Consider the following 22,725-nt stretch of genomic DNA (forward strand, 5'->3'; position numbering starts at 1 on the left):
GTCAAAGACTTGCGCCCATGGCTTCGGTAAAATCCAGATCGCGGGCGACGAAAATCTTGACCGCCTGCCCTTGGGTTACGCGGATTGTCGGCGGTATATTGGCGTTGCTCTGCGCGGCCACCGATGCCGCACTGGTGCCCGATGCGATAACAACGCCATCATTTGTCCGCGACCCCAAAGCGCCGACAACCGACAGCAGGATGGCCGCGCCGAAGCGTTTGAAGAAATGGCTATTCACTTTACCCGGAAGTCCGGTTTCGCCCGCCCCGTCGGTTCCGGGCGAACCAAGATCGATCGAAACGCCATCGGGACGGATAGCGCGGGTCCAGATCACATAGGCACGTGTCTGTCCAGCCGCGACCCCACTTTTATACTGGCCGATCAGGCGTGAACCGCGTGGAAGCAAAACCGTTTTATTGTCGAAACTGCGAACGTCCTGACTTACAAAAGCGCGCGTATAGCCCGGAAGGTCGGAGTTGATAGCGGTTTCAAGCACCGCCGGTATCAACGTTCCCGCCACGATCGTGGCCGCTGGATTTGCCATCGGTGTCGCGCTGCTGCTGCCTTCCTCTCCTGCTCTTAATCCGAAAAGTTCGTCATTGTTCAGGCCGATAGGTGTCGTAGGGACATCACCGGATGACCCCTGACGGCTCGCGGTGCGGCGCTGGAGCCGATCTGCATATTCATCGAGAATAAGTGCAGGAGATCGTGGGTCTGTCGTTCTGGGTTCAAAATTTGACGTGAGCGACGACGGTGCCTGCACGACCGATACCGGCGGCGGCGTCACCGGTGGCAACCCTTGCCCGGCGGCCGCTGATCCCGCTTGCACACCCATCACAGAATTGCCCAGCGGGTCAACCAGTGTCACGGCATTTTGCGGGACAGGCGGTGGCTGTAAATCTGCAATGGCAGGCATTTCTTCTTCCTGCCTTGGCAGCGGACTTGCGGTCTGGCGGGCTTCGGACATCAAATACAAGGTCAACGCACCCAAAGCGACGGCACCGAACATGCCGCCCCAAATTGCAAAACCGTCTTTCCCGCGTTTCTGGCTGGCAACGACCGGAAAACGGTTGGTCGACGCCTCTTCAAGACTGTCGCCATCAAGCATGGTCCGTGGATCACGCTCATCATGGATGCCTTTCGTGATCGTCTTCAATTTCCGGTCTCCAGATTCGCGGCATTTGGTGCGGGTGTCGCCACGCGGTCCAGCCTGGCTTTCGCTTTGCCAAGCCGTAACATGATCGCGCTCGGTACGAAATCAATCACGAAATAATCATTCTGGGCAAGCTGGTTCACAAGGCTCTCTGTGCCATCAACGCCGATGGAAAATATAGCTGGCGGTGTCACCGTTTTGGGCCATCGCAAATAGGTCAATGTGCCATCGTCAAATATCTCGCTTGGCCATAGGTTGGACTTACCGCTTTTGGACCAGCTGACTTTCAGGTTTGACGGCTGAACAGCCGGGCTATCGCTGATTGCTTCTGGTGGAATCGCGGTCAGGTCGGGCAGGTCAGGGTCCACCGGATCAGGCGGATAGATGAACCGTAACGTATAAATGGGCACCGCTTTTTGATCGACAGAATTCAGTTCGAACAAATAGGTCCGGCGATCGGTGACGATCGTCAGATTAGTGACTTTTTTCGTGGCAATAGGCTTGATGAACAGGATATTCGATCGCTTATTGGGCGTAACTTGCCAATTCGATCCATCGCCAATGGCGATATTTTCAATTCGCTCTTCCTCGCCGAACAGGACAGCGGTTTGAATGCCCATTACGCCCGCAATCCGATACACCGTCGCTGCCGAATAATACCGCTCCACGACGCGGTTGTCACTTGCCTGCTGTGCGATCGTTTGCTGGCCTGCAAAGATGATAGCCAGCGCCCAGATAATGTTAAAGCATCGCATCTTGCTCATGCCGCTCCCTCCCGCTTTAATCGCACTGCGCCGATGGTTGCGGGGCGGTATTTGCGGCCCAGTGCCTGCGTAACATCATTGGTTTCACGCCGTGAGGTTCCTGTATTTCCCGGATTGTCGCCGGTGTTCATCGCAAAGCTGCGGGCAAAACCGGTGCGTTCACCAGGGTCCGAAGTCGCCGATGCCATCATGCCTTGATCGACCGCGCGCAGGATGGACTGGGTGCGCTGGTCAGGGCCGGATTCAGTGGAGGATTGCGGCGTTGTGGCAGCTGCCAAGGCCGATGCCGAAGCGCTCAATGCCGCGGCGCTGGCTGCGGCACTATTGCTGTCGGCGGACGAACCATTGCCGTCCGTTTCAGCCCATGGCAAACGCCAGCCCGAAACAAGGGTCGTCGACAGCTTAATCGCCATCAACATAAGCGCAACATGCACCGAGGCGGCCAAAAAGATATTCACCGCGATCCGCATATCAATTTCACCATTCAGCTTCGCCAATTCGACCACCAGCGGCCTGATCAGCGCGAGCGTGCCGCCGCCCAGCAGCACCGCGAACAGGGGGGTAACGGCAAGCATTACAACCGTCTTCATCCATCCAACAAACAGGCCACGGGTTCCAGAAAACAGGGCCAATATTATAAAAATGGGTCCCAGTGCCAACATCAAAGCCAAAGCCATTCGCGCGACAATTAAAACCCCGACAGTGCCTAAAAGCAACATCAAGGCGCCGAGCCATAACAGATTCCCTTCTGCCGACATGGCGCCCGCCGCCCCTTCGGCCCCGGCCCCTGCGCCACGCGACTGCAGCGCGACCCGGGCAATGGCCTGGAACATGACGTCTAACTGGTGCGAGAACATATAGGTCGCGCTGCCTTTGGTATTCAGCAGGATCTTCGCCAGTTCCTCGGGCGCGCCCAATGCGATGTTCAAAACAAAACTTTGATATCCAATCCAGCTTGTCGCGAATGTCAGGATCAGCCCGAGGCCAAGTATACGCGGAGGAAGCCCCGACAAACGGCCCCGGCCGCTCAAAAGACGGAATGCGATCAAGGCGACATATATTGTCAATATGATCGTCAGCGCCCAGCCTAGTGCGCCACCGGGGCCGAAAAAGCGGTTGAACGCATATTCGATTATCCGTTCGCTGTTGCAGTCAATATATTGCAACCCGGCAGTGATGCCTTTTTCTTTTAGGCCTGTTGGTTGGCAGAACTGGCTCATTGGGCAAATTCCGTCAGGTCGAGCAATATGTTCGGATCACCCGGCCAAGGCGTTTTGGTCAGATGTTCGTACCAGTTTTCCGGACTATCGCCAAAGCTGAGGCGCAGGCTATCCAAGGCACGCACACTCGATTCCCTGCCGGACAAGATTGTCAAAATGTCAGGCATCTGCCCAAGATCCAGCCTGACAACCACGCTGTGATTGGGCTTGCGTATCAAAAAGCAACGGCTGTGTGCCGGCAAGGTGCGGATTAACGACAGCTCATGGTCGCTCAAACCAAATCCGCCGCAGTAATCCTCGGCCTTGGCACGGCTGTTGGGCATGAATATTTGCGTTGCCGTCTGTTCCACGATGGCAGACGATACCTTGCTATCAAGCGCGTCACGGGCACTTTGCGTGCCAAAACCGACAATGGCATTACGTTTCCGCAAGGTTTTAAGCCAATCGCGAAGACGTGCGGCAAAGACAGGATCGTCCAGGACTTTCCAACCCTCGTCAATCATGATCATCGCCGGGCTGCCATCCAGCCTTTCGTCAACACGGTGGAAGAGATACATCATGACTGCGGTCCGAATGGCCGGTTGGTCAAGCAACGCCGTCATGTCGAACCCGATGATGCGGTTTGACAGGTCCAGACCGTCTTCGACATTATCGAACACCCAGCCACGATCACTATGGTCAAGCCATGGCCGCAGGCGTGATTGCAGATCGCCCTCCTCGGGCCGCTTGGTACCGCCGAGCAATTCGCCCAAATGCCGCAAAGTACGAAGATGCGGGCCCTGTTCAAAATTGGCATCGACCGCCGCGGCAATCACCGTTTCATCGGCGGGCGACATGCCGCCTTGTTCCGGCATTAACAGACATGCTAGCCAGTCCCTGAGAAACGCTCTGTTTAACGGGCTATCGGGCACCCGCAAAGGGTTGAAACCGGTGGCTACGCCGGGACGCAGCTCGACATAATTTCCACCCAGCGAGCGCAGAAATATTTCAGCACCGCGGTCTTTATCGAACAGGATTGTGCGCGGCTCGAGCTTTTGTGCCTGTGCAGTCAGGAAATTCATGACGACCGTCTTACCGGAACCGGATGGTCCAATAAGGCTGAAATGGCCCAAATCCCCTTCATGAAAGTTGAAGAAATAGGGCGTCGCGCTGGTTGTTTCGAAGATCGTGATCGCATCGCCCCAGTGATTGCCTCTGGGTTGGCCCATCGGAAAGCCGTGCATCGATATAAAGCTCGCAGCGTTACTGGTCGAAATCATCGCACCGCGCGCAATGAACATTTCATTTCCCGGAAATTGTGCCCAGAAAGCGGGTTCCAGATTAACATCTTCACGCACACCGATTGATCCGAAGTCGGCCAGCGCAGCAACCGCTTTGGCGGCAGCTTTGTCGAGCGAAACAATATCATCAGCCCGCACCGACAGCGAAAGATGATGCATGCCAAAACCAATTTGACCGCCGATCAGCTGATCTTTGGCCGCCAACATTTCCCTGCGTTCACCGGCAACATCCTCATCGGTTGCTTTCAACCGCCGCAACGACAAATCAATCCGTTCCTTGGCCACCTGCCGGTCAACGGGCGCAAAGCTCTCGGTCAGGGCAAATTCATGCGGTAATCGCAGAACATCATCCAGAATCCCGACCCGGGTTTCACCTGGATAGTCCTTGACCGAGATCATCGCTGCAAATTCCGAGCCGCCAGCGCCGCGATATTCGATCGTATCGAGACCAAAACTTACCCGCTTATAAGGAATATGGTTCCCCAGATCGACTTCATCATCTGGCTTGAGAACCGACCGCATTTCGCCATTGTAGAGCGCGGCGAGAAACTCCAGCGGTTCCGAACATGTGCCGCCTTCGCCTTCATAACAGCCCAGATCGCGCACACCATATTGCTGCAAAGCTGCGCTTAATCCGATCACCGCACTGTCCAGATCCCGCAATTCTTCCTGGAAAATGGCGTCATAATGGTTGCGATTGAACCGACGGCGCAAGCGTTCAAGCAGCCCGACCTTGCCACGCGGCGGTCGGCGCAGCACGGTCAGGAAAAGTTCATTGGCGAACAAGGTGCGCTTGGCCAGCCGATAAGACCATTTTTCTTGCAGGTGCGCTGAAAATGCGCCGGTATATTGCGCGGGCATTTCGGCCGAGACCCGCCGCCGGATGACATGGTGATAGACAATGAAGCGCGCATCGAGCGAACTGCGTAAAATCGTTTCACGTACCGCCTGGGTATGGTTCAGATGATCGGCATCTTCGGTTTCGAAAGGCAGACCATTCAAATGCAGCACCCGCATCAAGCTGCCATCCCGCAGCTGTAGCGTCACGTCATCGACATGACGGCGATAGGGCAAGCGCTCACCTGCGCGTTGTTCATATTTTCCCCATGCTGCGGGTCCGCGCCATGCCATCATCTATTCCAATTCACGGTGCGTAACTGTTGCATCCCCAGCGTTTCCAATTTCTCACGCGCGGTGTGCGGGACACCTTTGTGATCCATAAATCGAAAAAACGGGGTTCCCGAAGGCAGGCGAGATAACCGATAACATGCACCACCAGCGCCACTCCCAAAGCCCAGAAACTGCGGGTAATCAGAAAGGCTTCGGTGGAAATCACACCATTGATAACAAAAAAACTATAGGTCACGCCCGCAAACATGTGCGGCCGCGTCAGCGATGTGAAAATAGGGGCCTTGTTGAGCGACACTACTTAACCTGCGCCAGCCGCAGACTGGATACCCGATACAATGGCGACCGCACCGAACAGGATGAAGCAGCCAAGCACAACGGTCATTCCATAGCGCCAGTTCATCCGGCCGGTGAGCATCAAAAAGCCGACCGCCGCCACCGCGACAACCGCAGCAGCTGTGGCAACATTGCCCAATAGCGTACCCTGCAACCATTGCGCGGCCCGCACAATCGGGCCACTTCCAGCGGGGTCCTGCTGTGCAAATGCAGGTGCGGAAAGCATGGCCATTGGCCACAGGATGACGATCCGTTTCAGTAGTTTATTCATGTTCATTCCTCCAAAGCGCCGCCCCAGGCCACGCGTTGACCGATTGCTTCTACATATCCGCGGGTTTCCGCAAATGGCGGAACTCCCTGATATTGAACAACACGGGCAGGCCCGGAATTATAAGCCGCCAATGCCAAACGGGTATCACCGTTAAACCTTGTCAGCATTGATTTCAGATATCGCGCACCACCTTCAAGGTTGGCAATTGTATCAAAAGGATTAACCCCTAACTGCTGCGCTGTTCCGGGCATCAATTGTGTCAGGCCAATCGCACCCCTGGGCGACCGTGCCGCCGGGTTCCATCGACTTTCCTGCCAGATCAGCGCTTCGAACAAAATCGGATCGAGGGCATATCGTTCCGAAATCGATGTGACGATAATTTTCCAATTTGGCGGCATAATTTTTCGCGTGACCAATGGCGAATGCGAAACCGCATTTGCATCATTGATTCGCGCGTGCGTCTCGTCCGATTTGGGTGTCGTCAACGCGGGAATTAACATAGTTTCACTATGTGTACCAATTTCATACACTTGTGCCGAAAGGCTGGTAGGCACACCCCAGAAAACGCCCGAAAACATCAGGAATTTAAGGAGATATGGTTGGTCGCGATGATGCAAGATCATAGTGTGCGGCATAAGACTTTCCACAAAATTGGCAAGCATCATACCGGTAATGTGCCGACTTTGGTCTTCGAAAAATCGATCATATTACATTTTTGCGACAATTGTCCGGACGCTTCAGGACATAAGGGGTAAGCCCTTTGGCCACTTCATTTTGGTATCGAACAGGTGCATGGTTCACGGGTTGATTTACACAAGGATCCTGTCATGCCCCCCCTCTTGCGCCACGGTGCTATTGCTGGATTAGGCCTTTTACTTTCGACCAGTATTGCCTTTTCATCCTGTTCACCGGTGGGCGGCCAAACGGAGGGCGGACCAGAACCAGTTGTTCGTGCAAAAGCCTTTCCCGGTGCGATCGGCCATGGGGCGGCTACACTTGGCGGTGCCAAAGGCAAGATTATTCAGGTGACGACTGTAACCGACCAAGTCGCAGGTTCATTGCGGGCCTGTGTTGAAGCCTTTGGCCCACGCACCTGCGTTTTCCGGGTCGGAGGCATTTTCCGGTTCACCGGCACGCCGCCGGTTATTCGCAACCCTTACCTGACCATCGCCGGACAAACCGCGCCGGGTGGAGGGGTAACCATCGCGCATGATGGCAGCGCGGAATCCCGAACACCTTTGCTGATCAAAAACACCCATGATGTTATCGTCCGGCATGTTCGGGTCCGTAATGACCGAATTGGCGGTGAAAAAGAGTCGGAAGATTCAATAACAATTGAAAACAGCAAATATGTCATCATCGATCAGGTCAGTGCCAGTTGGGCCCGCGATGAACTTATCAATGGCTATGGTAACAATGATTTCATCACCATAAGTAATTCGATATTTTCTTATGGCATTCCGCGTCACGATAAATGTGCCCTATTAGGCAGCGACCCGAAAAATGCCCAGAAGTTCAGCTTTATCGGCAATATCTGTGCACATAATGGCGATCGGAATCCGGACATTAACTTCAAACCGGCATCTTGTGTCGAAGTTGTGAATAACATCTTTTACAACGCTGTTTCAGAATTTGCCGAAATCTGGGAAACCTATGGCGGCACGCCCGTTTCGATTGTCGGGAACAGCTTCAAATCCGGAACAAATACGAGCGATGGCGCTGTGGGCGTTATTCGCCAGACCGTCGGCAGCACCGGAACATCTGCCATCTATCTGCATGACAATCAGTTTTTTGGCAATTTTACCCACATTGATGCGTCGGTTGCCGTTGGGCAGCGGAATACGCCACCCTGCCCGCTTACCATTAGCCCCATGTCCGCTAATGATGCCTATGTGTCTGCTCTGGCAAAATCGGGGGCTTGGCCACGTGATGCTATCGACCTGGAAGTATTGGCCGATGTGGCGAACGGCACGGGCAGGATCGTGCATTTACCGGGATCTATTCCAGCAATATTGGAAGGAACACCCTATCCCGATAGCGACCGCGATGGCATGGATGACCGTTGGGAGGCAAAACATGGAGCGAAGGTGGGCGTTTCGGACCCGTGGATTGACTCGAACAAGGATGGTGTTTCCAATTTCGATGCCTTTCTCGACGCATTGCACCAACAATTGTTGCGCTGACCGATTGCTGCCTGTCATTCCTGTATGAACACCGAACCTATAACAATCGCCTATCCCATGGCTGGCGACAGCCTGGGCGGCAGCCATCATTCGCTTCGGGGTTTGCTGGAGGGACTTGATCCCGCGATGTTCAGGCCTGTCATCATATTGGAAAATCCCACGGGCCGTCTGGCCGAGCATTTCGCGGCTTTCGAACACCGTGCCGACCCGGCGCCACCGCAAGAAAGCTTTGCCGTCGGGCGCGATTTCAGCCTGTCAAACTTTGCATCAACCTTTGCAGGCATGGGCTGCCGCGCCGCCCTGCTGCGCGAAATCGGCGCGAAAATCGTCCATAGCAATGACGGCCGGACCCATGCGACATGGGCATTTGCAGCCAAACGCGCAGGCTGCAAATTGCTCTGGCACCACCGCGCAGATCCTTATGCAAAAGGCTTGCGCTACCTTGCGCCCTGGGTTGCGGACCAAGTGGTCGCTGTATCCAGATTTTCCCTGTCCGGTATGCGCCGCGGCAAAGTGTCCGACGGCGCACAGGTTGTTTTCAGCCCGTTTGATGTCGATGTGCAAGCGGACCGCCATGCCATGCGCCAAAAATTACTAACCGAATTGAACGCTCGACCCGATACCATAGTCTGCGGCTATTTTGGCAGCTTCATTGATCGCAAGCGACCCCTGGAATTCATCAATGCTGTCGCCGAAATGCGGAAATTGCAGGATCGGCCCGTAGTCGGCCTGATGTTCGGCGAAACGACTTATCCCGAACTGGAAGCCGCAATGCGCGCCCGGATGACCGATCCCGACGTTGCGGGTTCAGCGCATATCATGGGGTATAGATCACCGGGCGTTGACTGGATCGCTGCGGTCGACCTGCTGCTGGTAACCGCGGTCAGCGAACCATTGGGCCGAACTCTTGTAGAAGCCATGCTCGTCGAAACCCCCGTTATTGCAACCGATTCAGGTGGCAATCCAGAGGCCATTCTGGATGGTTTGGGCAAGCTTGTGGCGCCGGACGACGCATTGGCAATGGCTACCAGTGCGCTCGCGACACTCAGCGATAAAGAAGCAACTTCCGCGATGACAGCGCGTGCCAAGCAAAGCGCCAAAGCGCGCTTTTCCGAAGCAACACATGTCGCAAAAATCTCCGAGATTTACCGCGATCTATCGGCTTGAAATGGCACCCCTGAAATTGCGGGATCAAAACCGCAATCTAAGAGAAAACCCGCCACGCGTGCGGTCAAATACCTCTTCGGCGATGTTACTGGTGCGATCTGTATAGCTGACATAACCAGCGATCGAGAGGCGTTTGGTTGCAAGCCATTCCACTTCAACCCGGGGGCTGATTGCCTTTTCCAAATCGCCCGAGCCAAAAAATTCCGCGCGCAGATAGGACAGGCCGGCCGTCGCATAGAGATTATGCCTGATTTCCTGCTGGACATTTATCGACGCGGTTGTGTCCGAACGCGCCACTGCGCCTAGCCGGAATGTGGCGACATCGCCCGAAAATACATTTAGCGAAATTGCCGTGCGTTGTTGCGGCCGGAAGGTCAGCGCGACGTCCGCGGAAATACCGCTGCGGCCCTTTTGCGCTGGTTCCGCCGGGTTCAACCGGAACACGCCAATCGAAGCGCGGCCCTCGATCAGACCACGATCTTTGGTGGCAACGCCGATACGGCCACCAATGGTGGTTTCATCCTGAATAGCCCCTGTGGTCAGCGGTAACCGAAAATCACGGTTGGTCACAAAGGCGGTGGCAGTGCCATATAATCTGCTGCCAATGCTGCGGCCCAATGTCAGCGAAACAAATTGCGAGGAGAAGTCGCGCCGTGCATTTGCTGTACCTAGAAAATCGAATTTCCGCACGACAACATCTGTCGCGACCAGCATTTTGCCGCCTTCCTGACTGAATTTCGCTTCGGATTCGAAAATATTGGCCAGCCTTGGGCCCGTTGACGTCAATTGCAGGGCTTCGGGATCACCCCGTTCTTCGACAACCCTGCGCCATCCGCCTTCAAGACCAAATTTCTGGCCTTCCCTCGGCTGCCAACCCAGTTTCACCAAAGCCTCTGCCCCTTCAGAATTTTCGGTCGTCAGCTTGTCATAACGCCGGATCCGGGTTCTTGCATTGGCTGTAAGATCAATGTTGCCGATGCGTCCCTTCGCTTCAACCCCGCCAACGATGATGAATGCTGCGTCGGCTTGCGTTCCGTTACTCAATGTTCCGTCAGGTAAAAGAAATTTTCCGTCCCGGGCGGCATAAACATTGTCATCCGCATACAGAATATATTCAAAATCCGGGAGCAAGCGAAAGCCGCCAAGATCAAAGCCCTTGGGTTCAAAATCCGGCAGCTGGTCAGACACCAGCGGTGCGGTTTTGCTCACGGATTCCGCCTGTGCGGCCGTCGATAGAAGCAAGCCCGCAACCGTGCAGGCCGCGCATAGAGAATGTCGCATCGTAATCAGAACCACTTCTCTACAATCCGGATTTGGTCGCCGGGCATCACAATGGTATTTTCCGATGCCTTGCCGGTCACCTTGCGCCCATTTACGGTGCGCGTAATAACCATCGACATCGTGTCAGCGCGATAGGTGTACCCACCGGCCAGTGAAATGATCGAAAAAACCGTGAGGCCTTCCCTATATTCATATTGGCCAGGCTTGCCGACTTCGCCCAGAATATAGATGGGCCGCAGCGACGCAGCCTGAATGGTGACGTTCGGGCGCACCAATATCCGTTTGTCGAGCAGGGCTTTTTCGACGGCCCGTTCCGCTTCACGCAAAGTCAGGCCGGAAATTTTCACTTCCTCGACCAAAGGCAGAGAGATAATGCCACTTTGATCGACGGAATATTCACCATCGGCGCCCACCAGATCGGGGATCTGGACTTTGATCTTGTCGCCCGGTTCCAGCCGGAATTCCGCGACTTCAGTGGCCGGTATCGCCGACAGTCCGCTGGTCGCAGGCATGCAGCCAGCGACCATCGATGATCCGGCAAGAACAGCGGCGGTTAGCAGACATTTGAGCATTTTCAGCATTTCGCTGTCTCCCCATTTTAATGTGATGCCCCAATTTTCCGGGCATCCTGGTTAATCAGTTCTTCCAATCAGGCGACTTTTTTGTGTTTTTCCCGATCATTGCCTTGTTTGGCACCGGATTGCGTAACGTCCAGCCAATCCGACAAATCCCTTCCGAGCATTTGTCCCAAGTCTGCAACATCATCGGCATAAAAATCACGCAACCGCAACCTTAATTCGGACGACAATGGGGGATAAGCTATTTCGCGCGCGAACATGCTGCGCGTTGATTCAAACAGGGCTGTCCCGCGCAATGGCGCTATTGTGCTTTTGAGCGGTGCCAATACCTTACGGACGGGCAAGGGCAGAAAACGTTCCGACGCATTGTTTGCTTTCTTGCGCGACTGGCCGACATCAAAGACCGGATCGACACCGATATGTGCGGAAATCGCTTCAATGGTCGCCTGCGGCTGGGCTTTCACGTCATCATATAGAAAAGAGTGAATCTGTTCGGCGGGGAAATGATCAAGCCAGCGGCGCAAGTGCAGCGCATATAGGCCGTCATTCAAAAATCGCGGCTGCGGATTGTCGAGCGATGCAAGATAAGCCTCAGGCCCCTCTTTCACAGTCCCGCGGCGATACAGCATTTTATAGTCGGAATAGGCCCGTTCGATCGGGTTGCGGAACTGCACCACCAACCGTGCGTGGGGCAACATCGCGGCAATCCGTTGCGCGGCTTGTGGATGGGCAAGATAGTCTGCCGATTTCTCGCCCAACATACGTTCCGAACCCGCCTGTGCTTCAAAAAAGGCGCGATAATAATCTTCGCCCTGTTCAAATTCACTGCTGAAATAATGCGGTTCCGGGTCAGGCATAAAGAGTGCAGGATTTACCTGTAACTGTTCCAGCGCCCAAGTGGTCGCCGCCTTTACCGCGCCGATAATGATGAAAGACGGGTGCCAGTCAGCCTGGCCGGTGTAGGTGTTGGTCATGCCATCACTACCTTTTTCAGGGCACCGGCAATAACCAGCATGTCATCTTCGCTGAACAGATGGTCTACTGGAAACATAATCGTACTTGCCCCCAATCGATGGGCATTTTCCAGATTTCCGTCACGACGCGGCTCGCGGCCCTGAAACGCGATTTCCTTGCTCATATCCGGGCAGGAACCGCTGCCGCATTGGATACCCAAAGCCAGCAGACCGGCGATGATATCAGCGCGTGTTTTGTTACCCGGCAATTTGTCTTCATCAATCCGGATGAAATATTTGTACCGTGCGGACAAAATATGTGCGTCATAGGCATCAACGATAACGCCCGGAATGTCCGCGACGGCTTCGCTCAGGCAATGTGCGTTGGCCCGACGCTGCGCCAGCCATTTCGGTAATTTTTTAAGCTGCACCCTACCGATGGCGGCCTGCATTTCCGTCATCCGGAAATTGGTACCAAAGCTTTGGTGTACATAGCGAAATTCGCCGGGAGGCGCGATATTTTGCGGCATTTCTTCTGGTGGCACCTTGCCGTGATCTTTTATCGCCCACGCTTTGGACCATGCGGATTTATCGGCGAACAGGATCATGCCCCCTTCGCCGCCGGTCGACATTATCTTGTCCGTGCAGAAGGAAAAGGACGATGCGTCCCCAAAAGACCCGACCATTTTGCCATCATACACCGCGCCATGGGCCTGCGCGCAATCTTCGATCAGAAAAAGGTCATGGTCATCACATAGCTGCGTCAAAGCACGCATGTCACATGGAAGCCCCGCAAGGTGCACGCATATGACCGCTTTCGTCTTGTCCGAAATCATGCGCGCCACCGAATCGGGGTCTATATTCTGTGTTTCCACCAGAATGTCTGCGAAAACCGGGCTGGCCCCAACCGAAACAACGGCGCTTGCCGTCGCAAAAAAGCTGCGGGCCGGAATGATGACTTCATCGCCTGCGCCGATCCCAAAGGCACGCAGAGCCATTTCGATCGACACCGTCCCGTTGCTTACTGCTATCGCATGGGGCATTCCGATATAGGCCGCGAACTCTTTTTCAAAGGCGCGGTTCTGCTCGCCATGTACCAGCGCATTGACGCGGCCACTTTGCAAAACTTGTGTGACGGCCAGGATTTCATCGCGTCCATGGCTCGGCCAGGAAGAGGCTATCGGCACCGGATAATCACGGATCTCGGCGGAGGTCGGCGTTGTTTGCTTGTTCATGATTTGCCAACTTTCTTTTCGTTTACAATCCCTGCACCAGCTGCAGATGGTGGCCCCGCTTTGGCAGAGAATTATTAAGGAACATGGTCGAAAGATCGATGTCGCTGCTAGGAAGTTTCACCAGCGAATGGGTCAACCGGCACGCTTCTTCCAGCTTGCCTTGCTTCACTGCCATATCAAGTTCGTCAATGGCGCGGCCAATCAGCGGCAACGGAATGGGACGTGAGCAAGCCTCGAACAGATTTGGGATTTTCGAATCCACGCGGCGTTCACAGGTGTCGAACAATTCTTCAAAAAGTTTTTCGCCCGGACGCAGGCCGACGAACTGGATCGGCACATCGACATCGGGTTCAAGCCCATGCATTTTGGCCATGCGCTTGGCCAGATCGACGATCTTCACAGGTTCGCCCATATCGAGAACGAAGATATTGCCACGGGTAGAGTTATCCTCAAGCGAGCGGGCGCTGCTCTCCAAAATCAACTGGACCGCTTCGCCTACCGTCATGAAAAACCGTTCGATGTCGGGATGGGTCACGGTCAGCGGACGGCCTTCGAGCAATTGACGCTTGAACAAAGGCACAATCGACCCGCTGGAACCCAGCACATTGCCGAACCTGACGGTCATGAAACGCGGCGCGGATGTGTCGTCAACGCCGCACAGATCGAGCGACTGGCAATATAATTCGCCAACGCGTTTGGTGGCGCCCATCATGCCCACAGGATTAACCGCCTTGTCGGTTGATACCTGAACCATAGCGCGCACCGCATATTCGGTCACGGCATTCGCAACATTACGGGTGCCGATGATATTGGTGTGAATGCCGCCCAGCGGATTGGCCTCAACCATGGGTACATGTTTCAGGGCTGCGGCGTGATAGACGACCGATGGCAAATGCTTGGCAAAGACCCGGCGTACTTCGTCCTCGTCACGAATATTGCACAGCTCTGGAAAGATTTCGAGGTCTGGATGGGCTTCACGCAGCCGCATTTCAATATTGTACAACTGGAATTCGGCATGATCGAGCAAGACGATCCGCGAAGGACCATAGCTTGCAAGCTGCATCACAAGCTCACCACCGATGGTGCCACCTGCGCCCGTTACCAGGACGCATTGCTGCGATACCTGACGCTGGATGATGCTGCGTTCGATGGTGCGTTCACTGCGGCCCAGCAATTCCGATAATGGAAAGTTGCTCGGGTCACGGGTGGGCTGACGGTTCAGCAACTGGCTGGCGGGGTCGCTCAATTTCAGCACTTCGATATTATGCTGCTTTGCCGATTTGTTCAGGGCAGAAAGGTCGCGCACACTGATGTTGAAACCATCATCGCACACAATTGCCAGATTAGGCTTCTCGCCCTGTTCGGTCAGGAACGAAACCGTCTGGTTAAAGGATTCCATGCCGCCCAGCACTGGCACATTGGCCAGTTGGGAAATTGTCCGGTCATCCGACGGCAGCAACAGGCCGATGACGTTGATGGCCGACGAATTGCGCGGCCCGAACATGTCAAGAACCGATAGCGCCCATTCAGGATCACCGATCAGCAATGCCGTTTTGGCAACATTGTCGTTGGAATAAACCGACGCCTTATTCTGTTGCCGGCGGCGATAGGAGCGTACCGCACGCCGGCAAGCGCGCATGAGCTGCATAGCCATGCTCGCCAAGCTGTAATGTAAAAACGCAAAGGTGATAAAATTGAAGGGATAGGCGGCAAGTGGCGAGAAATAGGCGATGGACGCCCAGCCAATCGCCAGACCGATAAAGCTTGTTATTAGCAGCGAGATGCTGTCAGCAAAGGATACAAAGCGCCAACTGCGTTTGTACATTCCGGTGATGAACAATATTGTCGATGACACGCCCGCAATGATCGCGCCGTCATAAAGCGACAGCAAAGTAGCCGATTCGGCCCAGCCACGGGTCAGCACCAAAAGAACTGCAAATGAAGCAAAGATGGCGAATGTATCCAACGCCCAGACCGCAGCTGTACGGATCACCCGTTTCCAATAGGGAAAACGCCATAATGAGTTCAAATCCCGTTGTTTTCCGCGATTGTGGATGAACAGGTCAATCTTTTGCGCCAAGCCTTGAATCATTGCTTGCTCCCATTTGCTTGCATCACAAACCGGGAACCTGTCCGGCAAGCAGATGGCTTGCCGGTCGTTCCACATTTGACGTGGTGTGTGAAGAAAACTGAATTCGTCATTTCACCGACAAGGTACGACAGGAATCTTAACACGTCGCATTCTCTTGCTGACATTAGACGAAAGGGTCAAAAATCTGCCTAGGAGAGGGCTATCGGCCCTAATGGGGGATAGGGGTCTACTAAATCGCAATAGGGGGGGTGGGCGCGCAGGCCCTTTGGCGGGACAAAAGGATGAATACCTATTGCTAAATTGCCTAATGCCTTTCGATGGCCCATCTGGACCCTGCATTAACGCGACTGATACATTTTACACATAAGGCGCAAACCGACGATGCCGACCCGGCGCAAACGCAATTTTCTGGAGGGAGTGCAAGCATGAAAATCCTTGTTTTTTCAAGTCTTGCCTATTCGCTCGTCAATTTTCGCGGCGCGTTGCTATGCCGCATGAAAGATGCCGGCCATGATGTCGTTGCGGTTGCGCCAGATGACGATCCCGCCGTTTCTGCATGGCTGCGTGAACGCAATATTGAATTCAGAATCATATCCATGAACCGGACCGGCATGAAACCGCTGGAGGATATTCGTACCCTTTTGGGGTATGTCATGCTGATTTTGAAGGAACGGCCCGGACTAATTTTGGCTTATACCCAAAAACCGATCATCTATGGTGGCATCGCGGCCCGGTTGACGGGAAACATTCCTTTTTACGCATTGATGTCCGGCCTAGGCTATCTTTTCAGTCCCGACGGGTCAAAGCCCGGCATCAAAAGGTCGATATTCCTGCGTCTGTACCGCGAAGGCGTTCGCCGCGCGATCAAGATATTTGTTTTCAATCGCGATGACCATGAAGATATGGTCAGCGCAGGCATTGTCGACCGCAGCCAGACCGTCATCCAAGTACCGGGGTCAGGCGTTGACACACAATATTTTGTCCAGCAGCCTCTACCCGCAGGTGCCCCCCATTTTCTGATGGTCGGCCGGTTGATGCGTGACAAGGGCGTATATGAATTTCTGGAAGCTGCCCGGGCCGTAAAGGCGGAATATCCCGATGCGCGCTTCAGCATTCTGGGACGGGCGGAAGTTTTCAACCCGACCGGGATCAGCAAGGATGACATCCCCCGTCTGCAATCCGAATATCCGGTCACCTTTTTGGAAGAAACTACCGATGTTCGCCCCTATCTGGCGCAATCTTCGGTATTTGTCCTGCCATCCTATTACCGTGAAGGGTTGCCCCGCACGATATTGGAAGCTCTCGCGACCGGCCGTGCCGTCATCACCACCGATATGCCCGGTTGCCGCGACCCGATCGAAGCCGGGGTCAACGGACTGATCGTTCCGCCCCAAAATGCAGAAGCGCTGGTTGCTGCCATGCGGTCCTTTCTCGACCATCCCGAACAGGCGCAGGAAATGGGCGAAAAATCGCGCGCCATTGCAGAGGCCGTATATGATGTTGGCAGGGTCAATGACATTTTGACCGGTCATATGGGCCTGCAACATATGGCCGGGTCAGCGCCAACCAATGCGACGCTGACGCAAGAACGCCAGGTTGCGCCGCAAATATGACGTTGCGCGCCGTCATCGTTGGTGCTGTTGAAAGCACAGCCGTCGCCATCCGGGCATTTGCAGGGTCCGATTGGGATCTTTCGCTGGTGGTGACTTTACCGCCGGAAAAATCGGCCCGCCATTCTGACTATGTGGATTTGCAAGGCGATGCCGAAAAGGCAGGCGCAGCCATTTTTCACACCACGCAAACAAACCACCCCGACACCATCGCCGCCATTCGAAATGCCCGGCCCGACTATATTTTCGTTGTCGGCTGGTCACAGATTTGCGGGCCGGATTTTCTGGCAATTGCGCCGGGAAAGGTCATCGGCTATCACCCCGCCGCATTGCCGCGTTTGCGGGGCCGGGCAGCGATCGCATGGACGATCATGCTGGATGAAAAAATCAGCGCCGGATCGCTATTTCAAATGGCAGACGGCGTCGATGACGGGCCGTTGCTGGAACAAAGTTACTTCCACATTGCGCCGCGTGAAACCGCCCAATCCTTGTATGACAAGCATATGATAGCTTTGGACAAGATGGTCCGACACGCCCTGTCCCGGCTGTCGCGCGGCGATACACAATGTCAGGTACAGGACGAAAGCTGCGCGACCTACGCCGTGCGACGGACACCTGCCGACGGTCTTATCGATTGGAGTCAATCGGCGGCGCACATCGACCGTCTGGTACGTGCGTCCGGCAAGCCATATCCCGGTGCCTATACCCATGTCCGGGGTTCGCAGATGACCATATGGTCAGCCGAACCGGTCGAGCCGGCTCTGCCTTACCATGCGTCACCGGGCCAATTGCTGGCGGATGATGGACACAGCCTTCTGGTCCAGACCGGTTCCGGACAATTACGAATCACCAATTGGTCTTGGGAGGTCGAAGGACGTCCCCCGATGCATGGAATATGGGGGAATAGTCATGGGTGATCTGAATTATATGGGAAAGGTGCTGGTCATCGCCCCGCATCCCGACGATGAAATTCTGGGTTGCGGCGGAACGATGGCGCGGCTGGCAAAATCGGGGGCCGAAGTCGTGGTCGCCATTGTCACGCGCGGCATGGCGCCGCAATTTTCGGATGAATTTGTGGCAAATATCCGGGCCGAGGCAAAGATTTCACACGCGCTGGTTGGAGTCAGCGAAACGCTATATCTCGACCTGCCCGCCGCCGCGCTGGAAACTGTTCCCGCAATGAAACTGAACGGCACATTGGCAAAGCTGGTGCAGGATGTCCGCCCCGATACGATGTTTGTGCCCTTTGTCGGCGACATCCATACCGATCATCAACTGACCTTTCTAGCGGCGATGGTCGCGGCCCGACCGCGCGATATCCATGCCCCGCGGCGCATCTATGCTTATGAAACATTGTCGGAAACAAACTGGTACGCGCCTGGCATTACGCCGGCGTTTGTGCCCAATATATTCATCGATATAACCGAAACGCTCGAACTAAAGCTCGATGCATTTCGATGCTTTGAAAGCCAGGTGAAGGCTTTCCCCGATGAACGCTCGATCGAAGCCATCCGCGCGCTGGCGACAATGCGCGGTGCGTCCATGTATCTGAAAGCGGCCGAAGCATTCATGCTGATCCGGCAGATAGATTCATGATATCCCATCGCATCATTTCAAGCTGGGAGAGCCGGATATGACACAGGATTATGCAGTTTATCCCGATGGTGCCCAGATGGTCGGTTACGCAGCGCCACTGGAGCGGATTGACCGGCTCCGGCAATTGTTCCTCGGCGCAGCCTGCTTCTTGCTATCATGGCATATCTTGCGGGTTGGCGATTTCAACTTCACGGCCGCCGATTTTCTGTTTCTTGTCTGCTTCATCATATTTTTAGTCCGGCATAATCTGAACATGATGGCTTTGAATGTGATGACCGCCCATTGGTGCGCTGCATTGTCGTTGATGCTGGGCGGTTTGCTGATCGGGTCGGTTTTCAACGGCGATCCCTTGCGATGGGCGAATATTGCCAGCCAATATCTGTTCGGTTTCCTGCTTTTGCCGATGGTGTTGATGAGCGAGGACAGGATGTGGATCCGCAAATGCCTGCTCTATTTCGTGCTCGGCGTTGCAGCTTCCCAAATCGTCGCGCTTTCGATGGCAAATTTCTTTAGCTTTGATCAGTCTAAGGAACTGCTCGGCCCCAGTGTTGTCGCCGGTAATGGCCGAATTGGTGGACTTGTTTCGGACGCGAACCTGAATGGTGCGGTCATTTCCTTTGCAATCATTGCGCTTTTTAACGCCCATCATCACGGCTTGATCCGCAATATTTTTGCCATTTTGGTGGGCGCCATTTTATTCTGGTCATTGCTTTCGACCGCCAGCTTTACGGCCTTTGCCGCAACGGCCATCGCCACGTGCATATATTTTGTGTCATCCAATCTTGGCCGGTTCCTGAAAGTGGGCATTCCGCTGATAATCGTGTCTGCGACCTATATCGGAATGGGCTTCCCGCTACCCGAGGCCTTTAGCGAACGTGTGCTGGGTGCGGTTTTGACCGGCGATCTGTCTCAGGCAGGAACCTTTACGCAACGGTCTGCGCTTATCGCCGAGGCGTGGGAAATGAGCAAGGATACCATGTTTGTAGGACTCGGCGTGGACCGGTTCCGTGTCGAAAGCATTCATGGGATGCCAGTGCATCATTTTTGGATGCTGCTGTTGACCGAGGGTGGGTTGATGTCATTCACCGGGCTTATCCTGATGTTCGGGGTTCTCGGAATCATGGGAATGCGCGCCCTGTCATTGCATCGCGAAGATGGCGCAATGGCGATGGCGATGCTTGCCATCCTGTTCATATTTTCAACCTCAATTCCACATATGTATAACCGGCTCTGGATTGCCCCGTTGATGCTTGCGCTTGCTGCTGCATTCGCCAAGTCCACCCAAATTTACTTCATGCCCGAAGGCAAAGATGACGAATTGGACAATATATTTGAAGTGGACGGCACACCGACCGCTTTGGCTCTGAAAGGGCAGACCTTATGACCCGCGCAACCCCATCCACCGAGGAATTGAATTCCGGTTCCACACCATCATGGCGCAAGAAGGGTTTTGAAAAGGGCTGGCTGAAAAACATCCTCCATCTTGTTTCGGGAAGTTCGGGCAACGCCATATTGATGTTGGTCAGCACCACCATTGCCGCGCGCTCGCTCGGGCCTGCCGCTTATGGTGTTCTGGCACTGGTCCTCACCGTTGGCCGGTTGAGCGAACGACTGCTGCGTTTTGAATCATGGCAGCCGCTGATCCGGTTTGCCGCGTCTGACGATGTTGCGAACGACAAGAAAAAAATGTCCGAGCTATATCTTTACGGCCTGTTCCTTGACATCGGCACCGCCTTACTGGCTGCCATTTTGACCATCGTCATTGGCTATGCGTTAATGACCGTCATCGGCCTAAAGCCCGAACATATGCCGTTGGTTGCGATCTATGCGATCGCAATTGCGGTCAATATTCGAGGTGTCCCGACCGCCGCGCTGCGCTTTGACGGAAAATTCAAGACGCTTGCTTATGTACAAATGCTGTCATCAATATTGCGACTGGCGCTTGCCGGCGTCGGGCTATATCTGGGTTTTTCCCTGCTTGAATTTGTCATCATCTGGACAGTGTGTCAGGCGCTTGATTCAATGCTGTTCTTCTGGCTTGGCATGCGGGTCATTGCAAAACAAGGCATCCCCAGCCCGTTTCGTGCCAATCCGTTCGGGCTGCAAAAGCGCTATCCCGGATTTTTGTCTTTCGCTTGGTCGACCAATGTTTCTGGCACATTGCGAACCTTGACGCAGGAAGCTGATACCCTGCTGGTCAGTGCATTTGCAGGCACTGCTTGGGCTGGATTCTACCATATTGCAAAACGCATTGCGAAAGTGGCGCAACAGGTGGGTTCAATGATGCAAGCCGTCGTTTATCCCGACATGGCGCGCATGTGGGCGCAAAAGGATTTCACGGCCTTCAGTTCGACCATCAAACGTGTCCAACTGGTTCTAGGCCTGGTCGGGATCAGCTTTCTGGCGGCATTCTGGCTCTTGGGTGACTGGATCATGAAAGTCGCATTCGGGCCGGAATTTGCCCAGGCCTATCCGTTACTGTTGGCACAATTGCTGGCCGTCGTCCTCATCATGCACGCCGCCCCGTCGCGGTCTGCACTGCTGGCGATGAACCGTCCGGGCTTTGTCCTGTGGGTCGCTATCGCCTCCACCCTGCTCTTCTTTTTCACGGCCTGGATTACCATGCCCACTTACGGCGCGCTGGGTGCCAACTTTGCCCATATTGCCTTTGCTGCCTTGACCGTCATTGCCATGGATATCGCAATGTGGCGCCAGATAGGACAGACCGTGAAAGCGACGAAAGAATGACGACGGTCACGCCCCGTCCGGCGCGGATCAAATTCATCCTGCCCGGCCTGTCGGCTGGCGGATCCGAACATGTGGTCAGTTTCGTTGCCAACCGGCTGGCGCAATCGGGTTTTGATGTCAGCATCCTGTCGTTCGAAATGAGCGGCAGCACCCCTTATTATAAAACCGACGACCGGATCCGGATCGAGTATCTTGATGTACCGATCGGCAGACGCGGGCCAATGGGCGTTCTTGCCGATATTGTGCGACGTGTGAAGCGACTGCGCGCCCTATTCAAGGAACAACGCCCTGATATGGTGGTCAGCCTGCTCACACGGTCCAACGTGATCGCTGTATTGGCGGCCACTGGTCTCGACATTCCAGTCATCGTTTCGGAGCGCAACAATCCGCTTCGTCAAAAGCCCGGCGTCGTCTGGCAGATTTTGCGCCGCTACGCCTATGCCCGCGCATTTGGCCTGATTACGATGACACGCGGCGCGCTGGAATGCTTTCCACCGGTGATGCGACCACGCAGCTGGGTCATACCCAACATGGCGGATTATCAGGATTTCAAACCCAAATTCACCAACAAACGCATGGTGATGACTGCCGTTGGCCGGCTGGTCGACCAAAAGGGGTTTGATTTGCTCATTCAGGCATGGGCCAAAATCGCCGACCAGCACACAGACTGGTGCCTGCGTATCTGGGGGGAAGGCCCCGACCGTTTTATGCTCGAATCATTGGCCGCAGCGCATGGCGTTGCCGACAGTGTGCAGATGCCCGGCGTCAGCTCGGCCCCAGGACGATGGATCGAGGAAGCCGATGCCTTTGTACTCAGTTCCCGTTTCGAAGGCTGGGGCCTTGTCCTGGGCGAAGCGATGGCGGCCGGGCTACCTTGTATTTCCTTCGACTGTCCATTTGGCCCTGCCGATATGATTACCCATGATCATGACGGGTTGCTGATCGAAGAAGGCAGTATCGACGGCATGGCAGGTGCGCTGTCGCAATTAATGGGCGACGCCGCTTTACGCAGCCGACTTGGGACCCAAGCGGAATCGGCGGCAGTGCGGTTCGCGCCCGCTGCCATTGGCGACCTGTGGGAAAACACAATCCGTGGCGCACTTGCAACCGCGCGCGGACAATGAAGGGTT

General features: G+C 54.8%; 20 protein-coding genes. 8 read left to right on the forward strand and 12 right to left on the reverse strand.

Going from position 1 to position 22,725, the window contains the following annotated elements; translation table 11 throughout:
* Nucleotide 1 precedes the first annotated feature (1 nt).
* Genes EUU23_RS11135 through EUU23_RS11165 form a run of 7 tightly spaced genes read right to left on the reverse strand, consistent with a single transcriptional unit; the run spans nt 2 to nt 6,775 of the window.
* Nucleotides 2-1,156, reverse strand: a complete 1,155-nt coding sequence (locus tag EUU23_RS11135) for a TrbI/VirB10 family protein (RefSeq protein ID WP_246156434.1) — start codon at nt 1,154-1,156, stop codon at nt 2-4.
* Nucleotides 1,153-1,917, reverse strand: coding sequence for a TrbG/VirB9 family P-type conjugative transfer protein (locus EUU23_RS11140; RefSeq protein WP_160354178.1), 765 nt, complete (start codon nt 1,915-1,917; stop codon nt 1,153-1,155). Before EUU23_RS11140 ends, EUU23_RS11135 begins: the two co-directional genes overlap by 4 nt.
* The gene (locus tag EUU23_RS11145) at nt 1,914-3,137 is read right to left on the reverse strand and encodes a TrbL/VirB6 family protein (protein WP_160354179.1); all 1,224 of its coding nucleotides are present in this window, start codon (nt 3,135-3,137) and stop codon (nt 1,914-1,916) included. Before EUU23_RS11145 ends, EUU23_RS11140 begins: the two co-directional genes overlap by 4 nt.
* On the reverse strand, nt 3,134-5,551 hold the full coding sequence (locus tag EUU23_RS11150) for a VirB4 family type IV secretion/conjugal transfer ATPase (protein WP_218939597.1): 2,418 nt from the start codon (nt 5,549-5,551) through the stop codon (nt 3,134-3,136). The genes EUU23_RS11145 and EUU23_RS11150 overlap by 4 nt, the downstream gene beginning before the upstream one ends.
* A 10-nt stretch (nt 5,552-5,561) precedes the next feature.
* Nucleotides 5,562-5,843, reverse strand: coding sequence for a VirB3 family type IV secretion system protein (locus tag EUU23_RS11155; protein ID WP_160354180.1), 282 nt, complete (start codon nt 5,841-5,843; stop codon nt 5,562-5,564).
* Between the two features lie 3 nt (nt 5,844-5,846).
* Entirely contained in the window at nt 5,847-6,158 is a 312-nt protein-coding gene (locus EUU23_RS11160; protein WP_160354181.1) for a TrbC/VirB2 family type IV secretion system protein, read from the reverse strand.
* Nucleotides 6,155-6,775: a lytic transglycosylase domain-containing protein gene (locus EUU23_RS11165; protein WP_246156435.1), complete on the reverse strand. Its 621-nt coding sequence runs from the start codon at nt 6,773-6,775 to the stop codon at nt 6,155-6,157. The genes EUU23_RS11160 and EUU23_RS11165 overlap by 4 nt, the downstream gene beginning before the upstream one ends.
* Before the next feature lie 204 nt (nt 6,776-6,979).
* Here EUU23_RS11165 and EUU23_RS11170 point away from each other — a divergent pair, with 204 nt between their 5' ends.
* The gene (locus EUU23_RS11170; RefSeq protein ID WP_160354183.1) at nt 6,980-8,335 is read left to right on the forward strand and encodes a pectate lyase family protein; all 1,356 of its coding nucleotides are present in this window, start codon (nt 6,980-6,982) and stop codon (nt 8,333-8,335) included.
* 24 nt (nt 8,336-8,359) lie between these two features.
* Entirely contained in the window at nt 8,360-9,502 is a 1,143-nt protein-coding gene (locus EUU23_RS11175; RefSeq protein WP_160354184.1) for a glycosyltransferase family 4 protein, read from the forward strand.
* A 24-nt stretch (nt 9,503-9,526) separates the two neighbouring features.
* Here the strand turns inward: EUU23_RS11175 and EUU23_RS11180 are convergent, their stop codons facing one another.
* The 5 genes from EUU23_RS11180 to EUU23_RS11200 form a co-directional block, all read right to left on the reverse strand.
* Nucleotides 9,527-10,711, reverse strand: a complete 1,185-nt coding sequence (locus tag EUU23_RS11180; protein WP_160354185.1) for an outer membrane beta-barrel protein — start codon at nt 10,709-10,711, stop codon at nt 9,527-9,529.
* A 77-nt stretch (nt 10,712-10,788) separates the two neighbouring features.
* Nucleotides 10,789-11,364 (reverse strand): polysaccharide biosynthesis/export family protein, encoded by a 576-nt coding sequence (locus EUU23_RS11185; RefSeq protein WP_160354186.1) that lies wholly within the window; start codon nt 11,362-11,364, stop codon nt 10,789-10,791.
* 68 nt (nt 11,365-11,432) lie between these two features.
* On the reverse strand, nt 11,433-12,335 hold the full coding sequence (locus EUU23_RS11190) for a sulfotransferase family protein (RefSeq protein WP_160354187.1): 903 nt from the start codon (nt 12,333-12,335) through the stop codon (nt 11,433-11,435).
* Nucleotides 12,332-13,549, reverse strand: a complete 1,218-nt coding sequence (locus EUU23_RS11195) for a DegT/DnrJ/EryC1/StrS family aminotransferase (protein ID WP_160354188.1) — start codon at nt 13,547-13,549, stop codon at nt 12,332-12,334. Before EUU23_RS11195 ends, EUU23_RS11190 begins: the two co-directional genes overlap by 4 nt.
* A 22-nt stretch (nt 13,550-13,571) precedes the next feature.
* On the reverse strand, nt 13,572-15,641 hold the full coding sequence (locus tag EUU23_RS11200; RefSeq protein WP_160354189.1) for a UDP-N-acetylglucosamine 4,6-dehydratase family protein: 2,070 nt from the start codon (nt 15,639-15,641) through the stop codon (nt 13,572-13,574).
* Nucleotides 15,642-16,066: 425 nt separating this feature from the next.
* On the opposite strand from EUU23_RS11200, the gene EUU23_RS11205 reads away from it, so the two are divergent.
* Genes EUU23_RS11205 through EUU23_RS11230 form a run of 6 tightly spaced genes read left to right on the forward strand, consistent with a single transcriptional unit; the run spans nt 16,067 to nt 22,719 of the window.
* Nucleotides 16,067-17,254: a glycosyltransferase family 4 protein gene (locus EUU23_RS11205; protein WP_160354190.1), complete on the forward strand. Its 1,188-nt coding sequence runs from the start codon at nt 16,067-16,069 to the stop codon at nt 17,252-17,254.
* Nucleotides 17,251-18,168 (forward strand): methionyl-tRNA formyltransferase, encoded by a 918-nt coding sequence (locus tag EUU23_RS11210; protein ID WP_160354191.1) that lies wholly within the window; start codon nt 17,251-17,253, stop codon nt 18,166-18,168. The genes EUU23_RS11205 and EUU23_RS11210 overlap by 4 nt, the downstream gene beginning before the upstream one ends.
* A complete protein-coding gene (locus tag EUU23_RS11215; protein ID WP_160354192.1) occupies nt 18,161-18,847 on the forward strand; it encodes a PIG-L deacetylase family protein in 687 nt (228 codons plus the stop codon). Before EUU23_RS11210 ends, EUU23_RS11215 begins: the two co-directional genes overlap by 8 nt.
* A gap of 37 nt (nt 18,848-18,884) precedes the next feature.
* Entirely contained in the window at nt 18,885-20,231 is a 1,347-nt protein-coding gene (locus EUU23_RS11220; RefSeq protein ID WP_160354193.1) for a hypothetical protein, read from the forward strand.
* The gene (locus EUU23_RS11225) at nt 20,228-21,595 is read left to right on the forward strand and encodes a lipopolysaccharide biosynthesis protein (RefSeq protein WP_160354194.1); all 1,368 of its coding nucleotides are present in this window, start codon (nt 20,228-20,230) and stop codon (nt 21,593-21,595) included. Before EUU23_RS11220 ends, EUU23_RS11225 begins: the two co-directional genes overlap by 4 nt.
* Nucleotides 21,592-22,719 (forward strand): glycosyltransferase family 4 protein, encoded by a 1,128-nt coding sequence (locus tag EUU23_RS11230; protein WP_160354720.1) that lies wholly within the window; start codon nt 21,592-21,594, stop codon nt 22,717-22,719. The genes EUU23_RS11225 and EUU23_RS11230 overlap by 4 nt, the downstream gene beginning before the upstream one ends.
* The last annotated feature ends 6 nt before the right edge of the window (nt 22,720-22,725 follow it).

It is taken from the genome of Sphingorhabdus profundilacus, assembly GCF_009769755.1.
Taxonomy (GTDB): Bacteria; Pseudomonadota; Alphaproteobacteria; order Sphingomonadales; family Sphingomonadaceae; genus Sphingorhabdus_B; species Sphingorhabdus_B profundilacus.

Coding starts and splice junctions, on each gene's coding strand:
- EUU23_RS11185 (WP_160354186.1), bottom strand. CDS start 11,364: ATGCTGAAAATGCTCAAATGTCTGCTAACCGCCGCTGTTCTTGCCGGA.
- EUU23_RS11145 (WP_160354179.1), bottom strand. CDS start 3,137: ATGAGCCAGTTCTGCCAACCAACAGGCCTAAAAGAAAAAGGCATCACT.
- EUU23_RS11175 (WP_160354184.1), top strand. CDS start 8,360: ATGAACACCGAACCTATAACAATCGCCTATCCCATGGCTGGCGACAGC.
- EUU23_RS11165 (WP_246156435.1), bottom strand. CDS start 6,775: ATGATCTTGCATCATCGCGACCAACCATATCTCCTTAAATTCCTGATG.
- EUU23_RS11190 (WP_160354187.1), bottom strand. CDS start 12,335: ATGACCAACACCTACACCGGCCAGGCTGACTGGCACCCGTCTTTCATC.
- EUU23_RS11225 (WP_160354194.1), top strand. CDS start 20,228: ATGACCCGCGCAACCCCATCCACCGAGGAATTGAATTCCGGTTCCACA.
- EUU23_RS11220 (WP_160354193.1), top strand. CDS start 18,885: ATGACACAGGATTATGCAGTTTATCCCGATGGTGCCCAGATGGTCGGT.
- EUU23_RS11210 (WP_160354191.1), top strand. CDS start 17,251: ATGACGTTGCGCGCCGTCATCGTTGGTGCTGTTGAAAGCACAGCCGTC.
- EUU23_RS11230 (WP_160354720.1), top strand. CDS start 21,592: ATGACGACGGTCACGCCCCGTCCGGCGCGGATCAAATTCATCCTGCCC.
- EUU23_RS11215 (WP_160354192.1), top strand. CDS start 18,161: ATGGGTGATCTGAATTATATGGGAAAGGTGCTGGTCATCGCCCCGCAT.
- EUU23_RS11160 (WP_160354181.1), bottom strand. CDS start 6,158: ATGAACATGAATAAACTACTGAAACGGATCGTCATCCTGTGGCCAATG.
- EUU23_RS11200 (WP_160354189.1), bottom strand. CDS start 15,641: ATGATTCAAGGCTTGGCGCAAAAGATTGACCTGTTCATCCACAATCGC.
- EUU23_RS11150 (WP_218939597.1), bottom strand. CDS start 5,551: ATGATGGCATGGCGCGGACCCGCAGCATGGGGAAAATATGAACAACGC.
- EUU23_RS11170 (WP_160354183.1), top strand. CDS start 6,980: ATGCCCCCCCTCTTGCGCCACGGTGCTATTGCTGGATTAGGCCTTTTA.
- EUU23_RS11140 (WP_160354178.1), bottom strand. CDS start 1,917: ATGAGCAAGATGCGATGCTTTAACATTATCTGGGCGCTGGCTATCATC.
- EUU23_RS11205 (WP_160354190.1), top strand. CDS start 16,067: ATGAAAATCCTTGTTTTTTCAAGTCTTGCCTATTCGCTCGTCAATTTT.
- EUU23_RS11195 (WP_160354188.1), bottom strand. CDS start 13,549: ATGAACAAGCAAACAACGCCGACCTCCGCCGAGATCCGTGATTATCCG.